Raw genomic sequence first — 18,188 nt, forward strand, 5'->3', positions numbered from 1 at the left:
CGTGTCTCAGTCCCAGTGTGGCCGATCACCCTCTCAGGCCGGCTACCCGTCATCGCCTTGGTACGCCACTACCGCACCAACAAGCTGATGGGCCGCGAGCCCCTCCCAAGCCGGAACACCCCCTCACAGAGATGCACCTTTCCCCACCCATCCATGCGAATGAGATAGGGCCATCCGGTATTAGCCCCGGTTTCCCAGGGTTATCCCCACGCCCAGGGCAGGTTACTCACGTGTTACTCACCCGTCCGCCGCTCTGCACACCGATCCGAAAACCGGCGCCATCGCTCGACTTGCATGTGTGAAGCGCGCCGTCAGCGTTCGTCCTGAGCCAGGATCAAACTCTCCAACAATGAATTCGATATTCAACCCCAGCACAACCCACACCACACCTCACAAACCATGAGGCACAGCGCGAGCTGATACTCAAAGCAAAAAAGACAAGAAACAAACACACACACGCGTGCACAAACACTGTTGAATTCTCAAAGAACACACCCACCACCCACGCGGCAGGCCCACACCCGAAACACCCAACCAGCCTTTTCCCAGCCAGCCGAACCTTTCGAATGCCCTTTGTTGTTGACTGCATTCACCGTAGCACCCCAACCAACCCCCCACTCACCGGGGGGTCACCCACCCACCAACCAAGATCACGCCACAACAACGCAACCCCGACCAGCAAGCACCGGGCACCACATGCAGTTCTTCAAACAACCAGCCACCACCACGAACCGAAACCAGAAACCACCCGACAAACCAGAACCCAGTCCCGACTCACCGTTTCCCGTGATTCCCAGCCCGGCCCCGCCGTGCTGACAACAACCACTCTAAACCCCCACCACACCACCCCACACACCCACCCCCACCAACCACCAAAACACCAGGTGAACACGGGGTTCACCCGACCGGAGGAGAGCGTGCAACGAAACAGCCACACTTGTTCGTCCCGCCGGAGCTCGTTATTCGCGTTCGACCACGTGCGTGTGAGTATCGGCCACACCTCGTTCCGTCACCGGCGAGCGCGGTAACCTCGATCTCGGAACACGACCACGGGGGTAGCAGTGGATTCGACACCGATTTACACCGAATTGCGGAACACGCTGATCGATCCGGAAGGGGACCACTGGGCCACCAGTGCCCCGCCCGAGTTCGTCGCCTCCCTGGAAAGTGCTCACGAACAGAGTGATCAGTCGGACCAAGGTTCGGGCGGTAGCCACAGCACCGGAGCACAACCACCGCCACAACAGAGCAGGCGCAGCACCGGTCGCCGCCACCGCGCGGAGGACTGATCGGACCTCACCGAGCCGTTCGGGCCGTCCGGAGGCGGCCCGAACGGTGCTCTGTCCCGAGCAGCCGTTTCCACTCGTCACGTCGGCGACCGGCGTGTTCGAACCGGCAGCGACGCCGGGACGGCCCGAGCGGGACCTTCCGCGGGAGTGCTCCAGTGGGCAGACCACGGCGGTACCGGGCAGGTAGTAGAACTCGTTTCGTCGCCGGTAACCACAGGCAGCATCGGCGCGCGAGTGTGCCCCACCCGCGCGGGACGGCTAGAGCCACGCGCGGGACAGCAGAGTTATGGGACGGCAGGGCTCGGCAGGACACCTGCTACCGGTGCACCAGTACCGGCACAACGCGGACGAGCGTGACCGCTTCACTCGTTCGCGGAAGAGAACTGCGGAAGCGAAACAGCGGGGAAACGGCTCTCCTCTGTCTCCTCGTCGCCTTCCGACAGTGCCTGTCCGCCGGCGACCCGGCCGGAATCGTCCGGCGTGAAGGACAGCGGGTGCTCCAGCAGTGTCTCCTGATCGAGCTGACCGCTCTGCTCGAACTGGTCGCTCTGCGACGTCGATTCGGAGCGATCCGCCTCTTGCTCCTGGCGATCCTGCTGGTAGCGCTCGTAACTGCGTCGAGCCGCGCCCCGGATCTCCTCGGTCAGCTTGCGGTTGGCCTGCCGGGTCTTCCGGTCCTCCCGCTCCTGCTTTCGGCTCTGCCGCCGGTTGCTGTTCTGCTGCTGCGCCGTGCGTGCCTGCCTGATGTACGGCCCGAACAGCTCGCGTAGGTTTCGCGCATTCTGTTCACTCAGGTCGATTTCATAGCTCACGCCATCCATGGCGAAAGTAACTGTCTGCTGCGCTTCGGACCCGTCGATGTCGTCGACGAGTTCGACCTGAATCCGCTCGGCCATGATCACCTGTTTCGGGAACGTGCCCCGTCTCGCTCCGCGACACTTGCCGGTAGACACCTCCGACCGACACTTACGTTATAGCACGCGGTCGGGCCGTTGTCTCCTCCTCACGATAGGACAACCTCATACGCGCTCGTAAACCACCCACGCCCATGTAGTCGGTTCCTAAAAACCAATAGTACTGGAACCCCTCACCGGGGCGACGCGGTACTCCGTGTTGTGCTGATCGAGGAAGAGCACTACAACGCGAACAGTGACGCGAAGCTCACAACAACATCACGTCGCGGCCTTCACGACAATAGAGTAACGCTGGTTTATTGTACTGGCGCGCTTCGTCGTAAGCTGTGGATGACCGACGAAAACGATCCGGAATCGAGGGTTAGCAGTGGCGCAGAAGGTAACGGTTCAACTGGTCGACGATGTCGACGGTTCCGAAGCGGAGTCGACCGTCGAGTTCGCGCTGGATGGTGTGAACTACACGATTGACCTGTCGTCCGAAAACGCTGCCGAACTCCGCGACGCGCTGGCTCCCTATCTTTCCAGTGCCCGTCGTGTCGGTGGCCGCAAGCGCAGTGGCAAGGCGAACAAGGCCGGGAAAACTCGCCAGTCGAACAGCGGTTCACAAGCACCGAAAGCCGCCGACCGCGAACGGAATCAGGCCATTCGGGAATGGGCACGCCAACAGGGCATGCAGGTTTCCGATCGTGGCCGGATTCCCGCGGAGATCGTCGAGGCCTACGACAAAGCACAGTGATCCGACTGTAGTGCCCGGGCGGGCGGGGTGACACGAGTGTCCCCGCCCGCCGGGGAGGCCGACCGAAAACATTGCGTGCACGAAAGCACGCCAAATGTGATCGTTTTTCGTTCAATCGGTGGCCTGCTCCAAGAATTCGTTAATCTCGTCCTCCACCGGCATCGAACCGCTCGCGCCCTTTCGCTGTATCGACAACGCCGCTGCCGCGGATCCGAGCCGCAACGCTCGGGTGATTTCCGTGCCGCGGGCCAGTGCCGCCGCCAGCACGCCGACGAAGGTGTCCCCCGCCGCCGTGGTGTCCACCGCCCGCACCGGGAACGCGGGCATCCTGACGCGCTCGCCCGCTCGATTTCCGTAGAGCACCCCCTGGCCTCCCATGGTCACCACGACCTCCGGAACGCTCTCCAGCAACGCGGGCAGAGCTCGTTCCGGATCCGACTCACCGGTGAGAACCGCTGCCTCGTGCTCGTTCGGCACCAGCAGATCCACGTTCGACAACAGCGACTCGGGCACCGGCTCCGCCGGAGCGGGTGTCAGGATCACGCGTACTCCGTTGCGGGCAGCCAACTCGGCGGCCTCCGAAACTCCCCGCAGCGGGGTCTCCAGCTGCAACAGCAGACAGCCCGAGTCGGCGATGGCATCCGCATCGCCGTCGTGCAGTCGATCGACCGTGTCGTTGGCACCTCCCACGATGATGATCGAATTTCCACCTTCGTCGTCGACCACGATGTGCGCGGTGCCGCTGTTCCCCTCCACCGTCCGCAGCCCGGCCGTGTCGACTCCCGAGTCGAGCAGCTCGGCACGGATCCGGCTGCCGAACCCGTCGTCACCGACCGCCCCGAGAAACCGGGTGTTCCCGGTAGCACCCGGGGTGGCCCTGGCAGCGGCTATCGCCTGGTTGGCTCCCTTGCCCCCGGGGACGGTGCTGAACGCACGACCGTGCACCGTCTCTCCGCTGCGTGGTGGTGTCGCCACGTAGGCGACCAGATCCATGTTGCAACTACCGAATACCGTCACCATCGTCACGGGGCCATAATTACCCTCCCGCCGGTTGAACGAAGCGGCGAGGGGCGCTGGCGCGTCGTACACGACCCGCCGGTTGCCGGGACGTACCATGCCCGGCAACGAGTCGGAAAGAGGACGAGACGCGGTGGACTATGTAGTGACCGCGGGGCTGCGGCCTCCGGTGGACATCTCGAAACTCGACCCACTACAACAGGAGGGGGTGGTGTCGGTACTCGATCACCAGCTCGGTCGGGTCGAAGGGGTGGCGGGCCCCGAGGAGGAAGACATCGACGTGCTGGACTACCGGATCGAGGTCGGTCCGGACGGGTCGACCGTGATGCTCGCTGTGGACGCTCCCTCACTGTCGGCCGCGGAGAACGCCGCCGCCAACGTCCTGCGGGAAATCCTGCTGGACAGCCAGGTGCTGGAGCACTGGACGCTCACGCACTCCGAGGTGAAGATCACCGAGGACGAGTTCAACGAGAGTCTCGCGGCGGCCGAACAGCACTCCGGGGGTCAACTCAGCGAGGCCGACGAGCGATTGCAGGCCGAGGTCGAGGACGCGTTCGAGCAGGCCGGTCTCCCGGAGTCGGAGCCCTGGCGAACCGGCCCCGCTGGCACAGCCGAAGCACGTTCCCCGAGCGCGGAGTCGCCCGAGACGGAGAACTGGCGGATTCGGCTGCACGAACTCTCGGACCGGCTGCGCGCCTTCGCGGCGACTGCCTTCGACCAGAGTGGGGCCGACGAACAGCGGGCGAACCTCGCGGCAGGCGCGCTGATTCACGCCGTCAGCGTCGTGACCGACGAGCTCTTCTACGACGAGCTGGCGCTGACGGTCAACGACGCCACGGCGGACGGCGCGGTAGGGCTGTTGGTGTTGGAAGAGCTTCCGCCGTGCTACCAGCACAACTACGACGCGCGTTTCACGCGCTCGCTGCTGTTGTGCTCCGCGGCCGTGGCCACCCGACTGACGGGCACCCGTTGGCAACCGCCGCGCTGTGTGGCGGAGGCCTTGGCACTACGGCTGTTCATCAACGAGGCCCGCGTGGTCCTGGAGGCCACGGAGCTGATGAGCTGGGACGAGAGCGCGCCGCTTTTCGAGTCGTTCGCGGCTCACGCGTGCCCCGACAATGCCTACGAGGAACTGTTCGCGGTGGAGACGATCGCTGTCGAGCGGTCCGATGCGCCGGAGGAGTCGGTAACCGGAGAAGCCGTCGAACAGCGGTTGCGCACCAGAGGTCTCGCGTTCGACCAGTGGTTCAACAAGTACGAGGACGCGGGCAGCGGTACCGGCCAACACCCGTATCTGGGGTGAGCCCGGCTCAGATCGCACCGATCCGCGGATCGGCCCCGTGTTGGGCGCGTTCGGCCGCACCGCCGGTGGTGCTCAGCGGGCGGTGCGGCGGCGTTCGACGGACACCGGCCGTGCGCGGGCCCTTACGCGGCTGGACGCGGAGTCCCGTTCCACGGCCGGTGCCACGCGAATCGTCACTCCTGGTGGCGCACCGAGTACGGTGGGACCGTCAGGCCGATCAGACTCGCGTCGTCGATCGTGGCCGGTTCGTACTGGCTCTTCGGCGTCGCGTCGAGCATGACGTTGACCGGGTCGTCCAACTGTTCGACACGGCCGAACAGGAATGCCCACTCATGCTCGTCGGAGCCGAAGTAGGTGACAGTGTCGAACACCGTGCGGAATCGGTTGTAGGCCCGGACGAGCGTGGTGTTGCGCCAGACCGTCGGTGAACCGGCCTGGAAACCGACCACCCCGCCGGGTGCCAGCACGGCATGACACCTTCGGATGAATTCCTCACCGTACAGGCGATTGTGCTGACTCTCGGTCTCGTCCGCCCGTTCGTCGGGGAGGTCCACGATCACCAGGTCGTAGCGTTCTCCCGCACCGATCGCCCGGTCGAGAAAACTCCACCCGTCGGTGTAGTGCAGCTTGATGGGACCGTTGCCCGCTTCCAGATCCGCGAGCTCGGCGGCGGTGTATCCGTACGGAAGGTGCTCGGCGCAGACGCGCACGCACTCACTGTCGATGTCCACGTGGTCCACTCGCGCGGCGCCCGCCTTGACGGCCATCCGGCTGGCCACACCCTCGCTGGAGCCGACGATCAACACCCGCTCGAGCTGCTCCGCGAGCAGAAAGCCGGGCACCATCATCGCCTCGTGGTAGACCAGCTGCGAGAACTCGGTGCTCTGCCGATCGTCGTCACAGAACAACGCGACGCCCTGGCCGGTACGGCCGATCACCACGTGCTGGTAAGCGGTGTCGCCTTCCCACAACACCTCGTCGACGCGCCAGAGTCGCCGCATGTCGTCACCCAGCGGCTCCTGGATCCACTGCTTGCCGTCGAGCTCGATCAACTCCCGCTCCTTCGGATGAGCTCGGCCGAACACACGCTGTTCACGTGAGGCCTGTTTCGTAGTCATGACCACGCCGGATCGTCCGGCAGTTCACATTCGTCGGGCCCAGCGACTCGGCGAGCAGATCCACCGCGCGCTCCGGCTGGGCCTTGTTCCCGCAAGTGAACACATCGATGAAGATCGAACCGTTTTCCGGGTAGGAGTGCAACGAAGCGTGGGATTCCGACAGGAGCGCGAGCACCGTCACACCCTGCGGATCGAATCGTTTCGAGATCACGTCACACACCGTGGCCTGGGAACGGTCCAGTGCGCTGTTGAGCGCGTCTGTCAGGAACTGTTCGTCATCGAGCAGCTCAGCGGCCACGCCCTCGAGTTCGGCGAGGACGTGCTGACCGGTGAACAGACCAACAGGCTGCAGGGTTCCGGCATCAATTGACATCTATCGACCTCCCAACATTTCGCAGATTCCTACTGGGAAACTTCCCGAACGAGCCCCCGCACCGCGTTCTCGGCCGGTCACGCTCGTTCAATGGTCTCGGCACTGTCGAAACAACAAGTGGTCAGCGGTTCGAATCCGTTGAAACACACCGAGGAGTAACTCGCGGTGTAGGCACCGGCACTGAGCAGATCGACCGTGTCCCCACCCCGCAGTGTGCTCGGAAGTTCGTAGCGGGTGTGCTGGTACAACACATCGTCACCGTCGCAGGTGGGGCCCGCCAGTACCACGGGGCCGAGCGGGTCCCCGTCCCGACTGGTGCGCAGCCGGTAGGTGATCGCCTCGCCCTCGGTTTCGGCCAGGCCGTTGTAGCGTCCCGCGTCCAGGTAGACCCAGCGTCCCTGCCCCGTGGAGTCCTCGGAGACCAGCACGACCTCACTGCGCAGTACACCCGCGTCCCCCACGAGGTGGCGACCGGGTTCGAGCAGTACCTCCGGACGGCCGGTGCCGAAGTGGCGCCGTAGCGCGTCCTCGATCACGGTGGTGTACTCGGGGAGGTCCGGGGTCGGTTGGGTGTACGTGGCGGGCAGCCCTCCACCCAGGTTGACCATGCGAACCGTGTCGGGGGGCAGCCCGGGGTCGTGCAGCACCTCGGCCGCGGCGGCGATCCCGTGTTCCCAGGCTTCCGAGGAGAGCTGTTGCGAGCCGATGTGGAACGAGACGCCGTACGGCACGAGCCCCAACTCATGGGCACGCCGCAGCAGCCGGACCGCGGTCGCGGGTGAGCAGCCGAACTTGCGTCCGAAGGGTGTCCGGGAACCGGTGTTGTCCACCGCGATTCGACAGAACACGCCGGAGCCGGGCGCCGCGGCGGCTATGTTCTCCAGGTCGGGCGTGCTGTCGGTGGCGAACAGTCGGACACCGCGTTGATACGCGAGAGCGATGTCAGCCGGCTTTTTTATGGTGTTGCCGTAGGAGATCGACCGGGCCGAGGCGCCTTGGCGTAGGCACAGCTCGATTTCTCCGGGGCTGGCGACGTCGAAGGAGGCCCCCAGGCCGACCAGTTCGGCGACGACACGGGGATCGGGATTGGCCTTGACCGCGTAGCAGATGCGCGCCCCGGACAGTTCCGCGCTCAACCGCGAGAAACGATTCCGCACCACGGCGAGGTCCACAGCCAGGCAGGGGGTGGTGGGGCGCGCCTCATCGAGAAAGCCGCGGATGCGTTCCGACTCCGCGGCGGAGGCCGCGGATGCCCCGTTCACGGTCGTCTCGACAGTGGTGCCGCCACCGGGGCGGTCCGTCACAGCGTGGCTGCCGGACAGGTCGGTCAATCCCGAAACCTCCGTTTCTCGGCCGTTGGCGGGCCGTCGCGTGGAACACACCAATCCGGCCAGGCCGATCCGTTACGGGGTCCAAGGAGGACCGAGCCGCGGGGAATGCCCTGCACCGACCAGAAACGGTACCGCTGATGGCGGCGCATTTTCCAATCACACCCGAGGCTTCCCCCGGACAGCGGAACCAATTGTGACCACTGACACGGCCCGTGGCCACTCAGCGAATCGTTCACCGGACACGAGATGTTTCAGTCACTCGAAAGTGTCCCGCCAATTGGATCGCAATTCCCATTGGGCGGTTCAACGAACCCTCCGGTCCACACTTCGGAGCGGAACTCGCGCAACCTCGACCGACACCACGAAAGTGAGCCCGAGCACATCGGTGGTGCCGCTGCCGACCACCGCGGCCGGTAGGCGAGCGGAGTTCACCGCCTCTTCGACGAAAGCCCGCTCGGCCAACCGATCAACCGTTGATCTGTAGTGCCAGGTAGAAATCCACCCTGGTGGGGAAGTCACCGAGATCACGGCCGGATATCTCCTCCACCCGTCGGATACGGTAACGAAGCGTGTTCACGTGAACGTGCAGCCGCTGGGCACAGCGCGACCAGGATCCGGAACACTCCAGGAACGTGCGCAGCGTGTGGACCAGGTCCGACTGGTGGTCGCGGTCGTAGGCGAGCAGCCCGCCCAGCAGTCGTTGCCGGTAGGAGTGTCGCAGTTCATCGGGCACCGCCGAGAGCAACACCTGCTGGGAGACCAGATCGGCCGCGGTGGCGATATCGCAGCGGCCGGGGCGCTGTTCGGCGAGTCGCCGGGTGTAGCGGGCCTCCTCGACGGCGCCTCGCAACCCGCTCGGGTCGGCCAGGTCGCTGACTCCCACGCTGACCTCCAGCCAGGCGGGCCCGTGTTCGAGATCAGCGAGCGTGCCGCGCAGCCAATCGGCCAGCCCGGCCAGTTCGACCGGACCACCGGCCCGCTCACCGAACACCGCCAACGCACCGGTTTCCACGGGTGCGGTGACCGAGGGCAGACCGGTGGCGGCGGCGATCTCCCGCAGCACGTCCGCGGCGGCTTCCGAACTCCCGTTCATGGACAACGCCACCACGCACAACGTTCCTTCCCCGGACAACCCCGCCTCGGCGAGCCTGCCGGCCACCTCCCTGGAACCGGCCGAACCCTCCAGCAACGCGCGCAACGCGGTGCCCACCGGACCACCGGAGACCTGGCGCCCCTCGTCGAGCCTGCTGCGCAGCAGCGCCACCGCCGTGGCGAGTTCGTTGGTCACCGACTCCCGCACGGAGTCCCGCTGCTCCGCCACGGCGGGCAGCACGAGGAACCAGCGGGCCGCACGTGACTCGGTTCCGGAACTGACCGGCCAGAGCACATAGGCATCCCCGCGGTCGGTGGCCACCGTTCTGGGGAGTCGCTCCGCGCGCAGGAACTCCCGGACGAGCGTGCGGCGGTCGGGGACGGCCAACTCGCCGTGTGCGGCCACGGTCGCCCCCACCGCGGAGCAAACCCAGCAGTCGCTGCCCAGCTTGGAAGCGGCGGCGGTCAGCACTCTGGGGAGATCGGCGCCCGCGGCCACGTCGGTTACCAGGTCCCTGCCGGAGGTCCGTTCGTTTCGGACGGCGCCGAGCACGTGTTCGAACAGCGTGTTGAAGCTGACATTGATCGAGAGTTCGAACAGCGGCACACCGTGCCGGTCGCAGGCCCGTACGAGGTCGGTCGGAGCTCTTCCCAGCCGTGCCGTACCAGCCACCAGGGCCGCCACTCCCGCGTCCGACAGCGCGGCCGCGAACTCCTCGGAGTCGGTGGAGTGCCGATGCCACACCAGGCCGCTGAGCACCAGCTCGCCACCCTGCAGATAGCGCCTCGGATCGATGAGGTCGGTGACGTACACCCCCCGCACCACCCGGTCCAGCCGGTCGCCTCCCGCGAGCAGGGTCAGCCCCAGCCGGGAATCGTCCAACAGATCGCCGAGAAGCACGCACGCACCCTAATTCCTGGAATCGCCTGTATCCGCCGGAGTGCCGGACCGGATCCGTTCGTCCGAGTCGGCCCCGTGCGGGGGTCGGAACCCGGCGATCCTAGGCATGCCCGAGGCTGCGTCTGCAAGAGGCGGCACACGCCGAAACACGATCATTACGGGAAATTCCACGCTCCGCGCCGGTGCTCGGCTACGTTGCCCACGGACAACGCACTCGGAGGCCAGGCCCGTGCCGGGCCGTTGGTTGTAGGAAAGCACGAAAACCACTCGTTCACCAGCGGTTCGATTCATGTTTTCCGCCGCTAGTCAATTCGGGTGGACAGGCTGTGTACTTACTCACATCCCAACGGCCTATCTCGGGTTGTGATCTGGAGAAACACAGTGGATTTCCTACGACCGGCCTGCTGGAGCGAAGCGCTCGAAGCCAAGGCCAACCACCCCGATGCGACTCCCGTCGCGGGCGGCACCGACGTCATGGTGGAACTGAATTTCGACCATCGGCGTCCGGAGACGCTGCTCGACCTGACTCGCATCGAACAGCTCCGGGAATGGTCGCGAACCGAGCGGGCAGGCGTGGCGTCGGTGCGCATCGGCGCGGGCGTGCCCTACTCACGACTGATCGACGAACTGGGGAGCAGCCTGCCCGGGCTCGCCATGGCCGCTCGAACCGTGGGATCGCCGCAGATCCGGAACCGAGGAACGCTCGGCGGGAACCTCGCGTCGGCGTCCCCGGCGGGCGACGGACATCCCCCGTTGCTGGCTTCGAACGCGGAGATCGAGCTGGAGTCGGTGCGCGGCAGCAGAACGATCCCGATCGGCGAGTTCTTCACCGGGGTCAAACGCACCGCCATGGACCCCGACGAGCTGGTCGCGGCGGTACACGTGCCGGTGAGCACGGGGCCGCAGCAGTTCTCCAAGATCGGTACTCGTAACGCGATGGTCATCGCCGTGTGCACCTTCGCGGTCGCGCTGTGGCCGGACCGGCGCGGCGTCGGCACCGGACTGGGCTCGGCGGCCCCCACGCCGCGTCCCGCCACCGAGGCCGAGGATTTCCTGGCCGCTGCGCTGACCGACGCCGACCAGTGGGAGGACCCGCGCCCCCTCCCCGACTCGATCACCGAGCGGTTCGGCGAACTGGTGACCCACGCGGCGGCACCGATCGACGACGTACGAGGTACGGCCGGCTACCGCACCCACGCGTTGCACGTGCTCGCGCGCCGCACGCTGTCCTGGGCCTGGGACGAGTACCGCGGCGACACCGAATTCTCCGGGAGGCAACGATGCGCCTGAATCTGAACGTCAACGGCCGCGCCATGACCGCCGACGACGTGTGGGAAGGCGAGAGCCTGCTGTACGTACTGCGGGAACGGCTCGGGCTCCCGGGTTCCAAGAACGCCTGTGAACAGGGCGAGTGCGGATCCTGCACGGTCTACCTCGACCGGGTTCCGGTCTGTGCCTGCCTGGTGGCGGCGGGCCAGGCGCAGGACCGCGAGGTGGGAACTGTGGAGGGTCTCGCCGACGAGGAGGAACTGGCCCCCGTGCAGCGGGCCTTCATCGACGAGGGGGCGGTGCAGTGCGGCTTCTGCACCCCCGGTCTGCTGGTCGCGGCGGACGACCTGATCAACCGGGTGCCCGATCCCTCCGACGCGGAGATCAGGGAGGCACTGGCCGGGAACCTGTGCCGGTGCACCGGTTACGAGAAGATCATGGCCGCGGTACGCACCGCCGCGGAGCGGAACGCGGGAACCGGCATCTCCGAATCCAGCGGGGGTGACCGGGAATGACCCACAGCTCGGGAACGAATGTTGGCCCCGGAACGAGCGGTGGCGAGTCGCGCCGAGAGCCGAACCGCACCGTGATCGAGGGCGCGGCCGTGGTCACCGTCGACGCCCCGGAACCGAATACCTCGGGTGCGGGCACCGAGTACGCCGAGGGCCACGTGGTGATCGAGGACGGCCGCATCAGCGCCGTGGGGCCCGGCGCGGCCCCGGTCCAACCGGGACCGGTTCGCCGCGTGGACGGCAGCGGTTGCCTGCTCACCCCCGGTCTGGTCAACACGCATCACCATCTCTACCAGTGGGCGACGCGCGGTTACGCGGTCGACTCGACGCTGTTCGGCTGGCTCACCGAGCTCTACCCCGTCTGGGCGGGCATCGACGAGGAGCTGACCGGTTCCGCCGCCGCGGCGGGGCTGGGCTGGACGGCGTTGTCGGGATGCACCACTGTCGCCGATCACCACTACGTGTTTCCCGACGCGGGTGGGGATGTGCTCGGCGGCGTGGTGTCCGGGGCCGAACGCATCGGCGTGCGGCTGCACGCGGTGCGCGGCTCGATGGACCGGGGGCAGTCCGCCGGGGGGCTGCCCCCGGACTCGGCGGTCGAGGAGACCGAGGCGGCGTTGCGTGGAACCGAGGACGCGATTCGGCGGTTTCACGACCCGGCCTTCGACTCCCGGGTACGGGTGGCCGTGGGCCCCTGTTCCCCGTTCTCGGTCAGCGGCGAACTGATGCGCTCGTCGGCCGAACTGGCTCGGCGACACGAGGTGCGGCTGCACACCCACCTCGCGGAGACGATCGACGAGCTCGAGCGCTGCGATCGGGAGTTCGGCTGTGATCCGGTCGAGTACGCCGAGCGGCTCGGTTGGTTGGGCGAGGACGTCTGGCTGGCGCACGGTGTACATCTTTCCGAGCGCAATGTCGCACGGTTGGGTGAGACCGGCACCGGTGTGGCGCATTGCCCGAGTTCGAACGGACGGCTCGGGGCCGGAACCGCTCCGGTGCGCCCCCTGCTGGACCACGACGCCCCGGTCGGGCTCGGTATCGACGGGGTGGCTTCCAACGAGTCGGGGCGGCTCGGTGACGAACTGCGTCAGACACTGCTACTCGGCAGAGCGCGGTACGGGCCTGACGCGTTGTCGGTTCGTGACGCGCTGTGGATGGGAACCCGTGGTGGAGCGCGTTGTCTGGGGCGGGAGGACGAGTTGGGCTCGCTGGAGCCCGGCAAGCTCGCCGACATCGCGCTGTGGGACCTCGACGGGCTGGGCCACGCGGGAATCGGCGATCCGGTCGCCGCGCTGGCGCTCGGCCCGCTCCCGGAGTTGCGCCGGTTGCTGTGCGGCGGCGAGACCGTCGTCGCCGACGCCCGGTTGGTGCGGGAGTCGGAGCGGGACCTCACAGCGGAGCTGCGCCGGAGCTGTTCGAGCCTCGCGGCCAAGGGGGTCGGATGAGTTCGACACCTTCGTGGATTTCCCGCCCGGCTGTTTCCCGCTCCGTGACACCCGCACGCCGAGACCGGTCGGCACGACACACCCCGGAAGAGGTGGCCCGATGAGCAATACACACGCACCGGCACATCGCCCCCAGGACCTCGATGACGCCATCGCCGGAGGGGTCGGCGAGTCACCGTTGCGTCCGGACGGAACGCTGAAGGTACGCGGGGACTTCGCCTACTCCTCGGACCTGTGGGCGGAGAACATGCTCTGGGGAGCCACTCTGCGCAGCCCACATCCCTCGGCACGGATCCGCTCCATCGACATCGGTCCGGCGTTGCGCGCACCGGGCGTCCACACGGTGCTGACCGCGGCGGACGTGCCGGGGCGGAACCTCTACGGTCTCAAGGACATCGACCAGCCGGTGCTCGCCGAGGACGTGGTGCGGTACCGCGGTGAGGCTGTGGCGCTGGTCGCGGCGGATCACCCGGAGACCGCGCGGCGTGCGCTGGATCTGGTCGAGGTCGACTACGAGGTGCTGGAACCGGTGGTCGACGCTGAACTGGCGGCCCGCGACGAGTCGGTGCCGAAGGTGCACCCCGGCGGCAACACGGTGCGGTACCAGCCGATCGTCAAGGGCGATCCCGAGGCGACGGCCGATGTCGTGGTCTCGGGCACCTACACCGTCGGCATGCAGGACCAGGCGTTCCTCGGCCCCGAATCCGGGCTCGCCATCCCCGGTGAGGACGGCGGGGTGGATCTGTACCTGGCGACGCAGGACCTGCACAGTGACCGCAAGCAGACGGCGGCGGCGCTGGACCTTGATCCGGAGCTGGTGCGGATGACCATGTCCGGTGTGGGAGGCGCGTTCGGCGGCAGGGAGGACCTGTCCATGCAGGTGCACGTCTGCATGCTCGCGCTGCGCACCGGCAGACCGGTAAAGATCGTCTACGACCGGGAGGAGTCCTTCTTCGGCCACGTGCATCGCCATCCGGCGCGGATGTACTACGAGCACGGCGCCACCGAGGACGGCGACCTGGTCTACGTCCGCGCCCAGCTCTACTTCGACGGTGGTGCCTACGCCTCCAAGACGCCGGTGGTGGTGGGCAACGGCACCACGCTGGGGGTGGGGCCCTACGACGTGCCCAACGTCTCGATCCAGGGCTGGGGCATGTACACCAACAACCCGCCGTGCGGTGCGATGCGTGGGTTGGGCGCCGTGCAGCCCGCCTTCGCCTACGAATCGCAGATGGACCGGCTCGCGGCGAAGCTCGGCATGGATCCGGTGGAGCTGCGCATCCGCAACGCGATCAGCCGGGGCGGCACCACCCCGACCGGGCAGGTGCTGGACTACCCGGCACCGGTGGCGGAACTGCTGCGTCGGGTGCGCGACCTGCCGCTGCCGGAAGCGCACAGCCCCGATGCCACGCCGGACATCCGTGACCTGCCCGGTGGCGCCTCCAACACCACCCACGGCGAAGGGGTGGTGCGCGGTATCGGCTACGGCGTGTGCATCAAGAACGTCTGCTACGCGGAGGGTGCGGACGACTTCTCCACCGCCCGGGTGCGGTTGCAGGTCGTGGCCGGTGAACCGCTCGCGATGGTGCACACCGCTGCCGCCGAGGTCGGCCAGGGCGTGGTCACGGTGCAGCAGCAGATCACCCGCAGCGAACTGGGTGTGGAACGGGTCAACATCCACCCGAACGACACCGACGTGGGCCCGGCCGGTTCCAGCTCCGCCTCCAGGCAGACCTATGTGACCGGTGGTGCGGTGCAGGCGGCTTGCAGGGCGGTGCGGGAGCGGCTGCTGGCGCTCACCGCCGAGCGGTTCGGCGAGTCTCCCTCGGAGTTGTCGCTGGCCGGTGGAAAGGTCGTATCGGCCGGTTCGGGCGTGCTCGCCGACATCGCCGAGGTACTCGGCTCCGATGTCGTCGAGGAGACCAGGGAGTACCACCACCGCGAGACGTTCCCGCTCGACGAACAGGGTCACAGCGAGCGTGCGCAGGTGCAGCACGCCTTCTCCGCGCACCGTGCCGTGGTCGACGTGGACACGGAGTTGGGGCTGATCAAGGTGGTGCAGCTGGACTGCTCGCAGGACGTCGGCAAGGCGGTCAACCCCGAGTCGGTGGTGGGACAGATCCAGGGCGGCTCCGCGCAGGGGCTGGGCCTGGCGGTCATGGAGGAGATCCAGGTCGGCGAGGGCAAGATCCGCAATCCCTCGTTCACCGACTACCTGATCCCGACCATTCTCGACATGCCGCCGATGAACGTCGACGTCATCGAGCGGGGCGATCCGAACGCCCCCTATGGCGTGCGTGGTGTCGGGGAACCACCCACGATCTCCTCCACCCCGGCGATCGTGGCCGCGATCCGTGCGGCGACCGGCGAGGAACTCACCCACGTACCGGTCGGTCCCGAGCACGTCATCGGCTGACTGGCCGTCCGAACGGAACCCGGCGAACCGCGGGCCCGATCGGGGTGTCCCGAACGCGGACCCGGGCGGAGACCGGCACGACGCCCTCGAACCACTCGTGCTCCGCGCGCCGTGCCGGGACCACCTCCCGGGTCCGCCCCGAAACCGTCCGCACCAGGAAAGGAACCGTCTTGTCCACACAGCAGACCGTGGCGGCACTCCCGTCACGAGCCGAGGAGTGGATGCGGGAAGCGATCCGGCTGGCCACCGAGAGCGTGTCGAAGGGCGGCGGTCCGTTCGGTGCCGTGATCGGCCGTGGTGAGGAGATCGTCGCGACCGGCACGAACATGGTGACCAGCGATCTCGATCCCACCGCCCACGCCGAGATCACCGCCATCCGCAACGCCTGTCGCAACCTGAACAGCTTTCGCCTGGACGGCTGCGTACTGATCTCCTCGTGCGAACCGTGCCCGATGTGCATGGCCTCCGCGCTGTGGAGCAGGTTGGACCGGATCGGCTTCGCCGCCGATCGCCACGATGCCGCGGTCGCGGGTTTCGACGACCGTGCTTTCTACGATCTGTTCACCGATCCCGACGCGGTGTGGCCGACGCCGGTACGGCGTCTCGAGACCGCGAACCGGACCGAACCCTTCGACGCCTGGCAGAACAAGGCCGACCGCGTCGAGTACTGACGGCTCCGTTTACGCTGTCGGTGCCGTTTCACGGCTGCGGCGGTGCGCGACGACCGGGTCGCGACCGCTGCCGTGGGTACGGAGCGAGGAGTGCGCCTCGGGCGCGTTCCAGCCCCCCGCAGCAAGGCGTCAACCGCCGTGCTCGAAACACTCGTAACTCACCAAACGCCCCTGATCGGGCCGGACACAGTGCTGTTCACGGCCCGAGGACCAGTCCGGCCCGAAAGCCGTCGCCGAAGGCTCGGGCCGGGGGCGCCCACCGGCATGGGAGGACGCATGACCCAGCTGAGACCGGATTCGACCGACACGGATCCGGCCCCCGAACCCGAGCCGCGCTCACCGATCGACCGGTATTTCCGGATCACCCGACGCGGTTCCAGTATGTCCCGCGAGGTGCGGGGCGGGATCACGACATTCGTGGCGATGTCCTACATCGTCCTGCTAAACCCGCTGATTCTCGGTTCCGCCGAGGACATCACGGGGGCGAGTCTGAGCAACACCGAGCTCACCACCGCCACGGCACTGTGTGCCGGGGTGATGACCATCCTGATGGGCGTGGTCGGCAACGCGCCGCTGGCGATGGCGGCCGGGCTCGGTGTGATACCGGTGGTGGCCTTCACCGTCGCGCCGGAGATGACCTGGGCACAGGCCATGGGGCTGGTGGTGCTCGAAGGTGTCTGCATCGTGCTGATGGCGATCAGCGGGGTGCGGGAACGGATCATCAACTCGATTCCGCCCGCGCTCAAGACGGCCCTGACGGTGGGTATCGGTCTCTACATCGCGCTGGTGGGACTGGTCAGCGCCGGTTTCGTCACCAGGCAGCCCGACGCGGCCAACACCGATGTCCCGGTACAGCTGGGGCCGAGCGGACACCTGGTCGGCTGGCCGCTCGGGCTGTTCTGTCTGACCCTGCTGCTGATGGTGGTGCTGGTCGCCCGGAAGGTACCCGGGGCGATCCTGATCAGCATCGTGACCGGCACTCTGCTGTCGATCGTGGTCAACGCCGTGTTCGACGTGCCCGCCGAGCAGTGGGGACGCACCACGCCCGACCTGCCGTCGAGCCTGGTGGCTACGCCCGACTTCGGGTTGTTCGGCAATATCGACCTGTTCGGCGGGTTCGTGAACGCGGGCGTGATCGCCGCCGTGGTGTTCCTGTTCACGCTGGTGCTGTCGGGCTTCTTCGACGCGATGGGCACCATCACCAGCGTCAGCAGTGAGGCCGGGCTGACCAGTTCGGACGGCAAGGTCCAGGGCATGGGCCGCATCCTGCTGGTCGACGGCATCGGCGCGGTGGGCGGCGGTGTAACCGGTTCCTCCCCGAACACGGTCTTTCTGGAATCGGCGGCCGGAGTGGCCGAAGGGGCTCGTACCGGTCTGGCCAGCGTGGTGACCGGTGTGTTGTTCGCGGCCACCATGCTGTTCACCCCGCTGGCCGCGGTGGTCCCGGCGCAGGCGGCGGCTCCCGCGCTGGTCCTGGTCGGCGGGATGATGATGGCCCAGGTGCGCAACATTCCGTGGCACGACGAGGACTTCGTGATCCCGGTGTTCTTGACCGTGGCGATCATTCCGTTCACCTACTCGATCACCAACGGTGTGGGTGCGGGGCTGATCTCCTACTGCGCGATCAAGATCTGCAAGGGACGTGCCAAGGAGATCGGCTGGCTGCTCAGCGTGTTGTCGCTGATCTTCGCACTCTATTTCGGGATCGAGGGGATAAAGGCCGTGTTCGGCGTCTCCTGAGCATTCGCGGGAACCCGCTCCTACAACGGGGTTTCCCGCTCCCCGCCGCGGCGATTTCGCG

At 67.0% G+C, this 18,188-nt stretch carries 14 protein-coding genes and 1 rRNA gene; 8 read left to right on the top strand and 7 right to left on the bottom strand.

The window, feature by feature from the left end; genetic code table 11:
- Together ACOQFL_RS22635 and ACOQFL_RS22640 are read right to left on the bottom strand one after the other, a co-directional pair.
- Window positions 1–350: ribosomal RNA gene (locus tag ACOQFL_RS22635) — 16S ribosomal RNA — on the bottom strand; the annotation flags it as partial.
- A 1,301-nt stretch (window positions 351–1,651) separates the two neighbouring features.
- A complete protein-coding gene (locus tag ACOQFL_RS22640) occupies window positions 1,652–2,185 on the bottom strand; it encodes a histone-like nucleoid-structuring protein Lsr2 (RefSeq protein ID WP_435546239.1) in 534 nt (177 codons plus the stop codon).
- Window positions 2,186–2,570: 385 nt separating this feature from the next.
- On the opposite strand from ACOQFL_RS22640, the gene ACOQFL_RS22645 reads away from it, so the two are divergent.
- Entirely contained in the window at window positions 2,571–2,939 is a 369-nt protein-coding gene (locus ACOQFL_RS22645; protein WP_092929539.1) for a histone-like nucleoid-structuring protein Lsr2, read from the top strand.
- Window positions 2,940–3,050: 111 nt separating this feature from the next.
- Here ACOQFL_RS22645 and rbsK read toward each other — a convergent pair whose 3' ends face one another.
- Window positions 3,051–3,959: a ribokinase gene (rbsK, locus tag ACOQFL_RS22650; protein ID WP_435546240.1), complete on the bottom strand. Its 909-nt coding sequence runs from the start codon at window positions 3,957–3,959 to the stop codon at window positions 3,051–3,053.
- Between the two features lie 94 nt (window positions 3,960–4,053).
- On the opposite strand from rbsK, the gene ACOQFL_RS22655 reads away from it, so the two are divergent.
- On the top strand, window positions 4,054–5,259 hold the full coding sequence (locus tag ACOQFL_RS22655) for a hypothetical protein (RefSeq protein ID WP_435546228.1): 1,206 nt from the start codon (window positions 4,054–4,056) through the stop codon (window positions 5,257–5,259).
- Window positions 5,260–5,432: 173 nt separating this feature from the next.
- On the opposite strand, the gene ACOQFL_RS22660 is transcribed toward ACOQFL_RS22655, so the two are convergent.
- From ACOQFL_RS22660 to ACOQFL_RS22675, 4 genes are all read right to left on the bottom strand, one after another.
- Window positions 5,433–6,311: a spermidine synthase gene (locus ACOQFL_RS22660; protein WP_435546229.1), complete on the bottom strand. Its 879-nt coding sequence runs from the start codon at window positions 6,309–6,311 to the stop codon at window positions 5,433–5,435.
- A gap of 40 nt (window positions 6,312–6,351) precedes the next feature.
- Window positions 6,352–6,750: an adenosylmethionine decarboxylase gene (gene speD / locus ACOQFL_RS22665; protein ID WP_435546230.1), complete on the bottom strand. Its 399-nt coding sequence runs from the start codon at window positions 6,748–6,750 to the stop codon at window positions 6,352–6,354.
- 77 nt (window positions 6,751–6,827) lie between these two features.
- Complete coding sequence (locus ACOQFL_RS22670) at window positions 6,828–8,081, bottom strand: type III PLP-dependent enzyme (protein ID WP_435546231.1); 1,254 nt, start codon at window positions 8,079–8,081, stop codon at window positions 6,828–6,830.
- Window positions 8,082–8,547: 466 nt separating this feature from the next.
- Window positions 8,548–10,074, bottom strand: a complete 1,527-nt coding sequence (locus ACOQFL_RS22675; protein ID WP_435546232.1) for a PucR family transcriptional regulator — start codon at window positions 10,072–10,074, stop codon at window positions 8,548–8,550.
- A gap of 381 nt (window positions 10,075–10,455) precedes the next feature.
- Between ACOQFL_RS22675 and ACOQFL_RS22680 the strand changes: the two genes are divergently transcribed.
- The 6 genes from ACOQFL_RS22680 (at window position 10,456) to ACOQFL_RS22705 (ending at window position 18,127) form a co-directional block, all read left to right on the top strand.
- Window positions 10,456–11,364 carry an FAD binding domain-containing protein gene (locus tag ACOQFL_RS22680; protein ID WP_435546233.1) on the top strand — a complete coding sequence of 303 codons (909 nt, stop codon included), beginning with the start codon at window positions 10,456–10,458 and terminating at the stop codon, window positions 11,362–11,364.
- Window positions 11,355–11,858 carry a (2Fe-2S)-binding protein gene (locus ACOQFL_RS22685; protein ID WP_435546234.1) on the top strand — a complete coding sequence of 168 codons (504 nt, stop codon included), beginning with the start codon at window positions 11,355–11,357 and terminating at the stop codon, window positions 11,856–11,858. The genes ACOQFL_RS22680 and ACOQFL_RS22685 overlap by 10 nt, the downstream gene beginning before the upstream one ends.
- Window positions 11,855–13,300, top strand: coding sequence for an 8-oxoguanine deaminase (locus ACOQFL_RS22690; protein ID WP_435546235.1), 1,446 nt, complete (start codon window positions 11,855–11,857; stop codon window positions 13,298–13,300). The genes ACOQFL_RS22685 and ACOQFL_RS22690 overlap by 4 nt, the downstream gene beginning before the upstream one ends.
- 100 nt (window positions 13,301–13,400) lie before the next feature.
- Entirely contained in the window at window positions 13,401–15,716 is a 2,316-nt protein-coding gene (pucD, locus tag ACOQFL_RS22695; protein WP_435546236.1) for a xanthine dehydrogenase subunit D, read from the top strand.
- A gap of 170 nt (window positions 15,717–15,886) precedes the next feature.
- On the top strand, window positions 15,887–16,387 hold the full coding sequence (locus ACOQFL_RS22700; RefSeq protein ID WP_435546237.1) for a nucleoside deaminase: 501 nt from the start codon (window positions 15,887–15,889) through the stop codon (window positions 16,385–16,387).
- A gap of 276 nt (window positions 16,388–16,663) precedes the next feature.
- Window positions 16,664–18,127 carry an NCS2 family permease gene (locus ACOQFL_RS22705; protein WP_435546238.1) on the top strand — a complete coding sequence of 488 codons (1,464 nt, stop codon included), beginning with the start codon at window positions 16,664–16,666 and terminating at the stop codon, window positions 18,125–18,127.
- Window positions 18,128–18,188 lie beyond the last annotated feature (61 nt).

The sequence above is a fragment of the Actinopolyspora sabaoui genome, from assembly GCF_051225635.1.
GTDB lineage: Bacteria > Actinomycetota > Actinomycetes > Mycobacteriales > Pseudonocardiaceae > Actinopolyspora.

What these genes read in the sequence shown, in the direction of transcription:
- ACOQFL_RS22690 (WP_435546235.1), top strand. Translation starts at nt 11,855, where the DNA reads ATGACCCACAGCTCGGGAACGAATGTTGGCCCCGGAACGAGCGGTGGC.
- ACOQFL_RS22705 (WP_435546238.1), top strand. Translation starts at nt 16,664, where the DNA reads ATGACCCAGCTGAGACCGGATTCGACCGACACGGATCCGGCCCCCGAA.
- ACOQFL_RS22685 (WP_435546234.1), top strand. Translation starts at nt 11,355, where the DNA reads ATGCGCCTGAATCTGAACGTCAACGGCCGCGCCATGACCGCCGACGAC.
- speD (WP_435546230.1), bottom strand. Translation starts at nt 6,750, where the DNA reads ATGTCAATTGATGCCGGAACCCTGCAGCCTGTTGGTCTGTTCACCGGT.
- ACOQFL_RS22640 (WP_435546239.1), bottom strand. Translation starts at nt 2,185, where the DNA reads ATGGCCGAGCGGATTCAGGTCGAACTCGTCGACGACATCGACGGGTCC.
- pucD (WP_435546236.1), top strand. Translation starts at nt 13,401, where the DNA reads ATGAGCAATACACACGCACCGGCACATCGCCCCCAGGACCTCGATGAC.
- rbsK (WP_435546240.1), bottom strand. Translation starts at nt 3,959, where the DNA reads ATGGTGACGGTATTCGGTAGTTGCAACATGGATCTGGTCGCCTACGTG.
- ACOQFL_RS22655 (WP_435546228.1), top strand. Translation starts at nt 4,054, where the DNA reads ATGCCCGGCAACGAGTCGGAAAGAGGACGAGACGCGGTGGACTATGTA.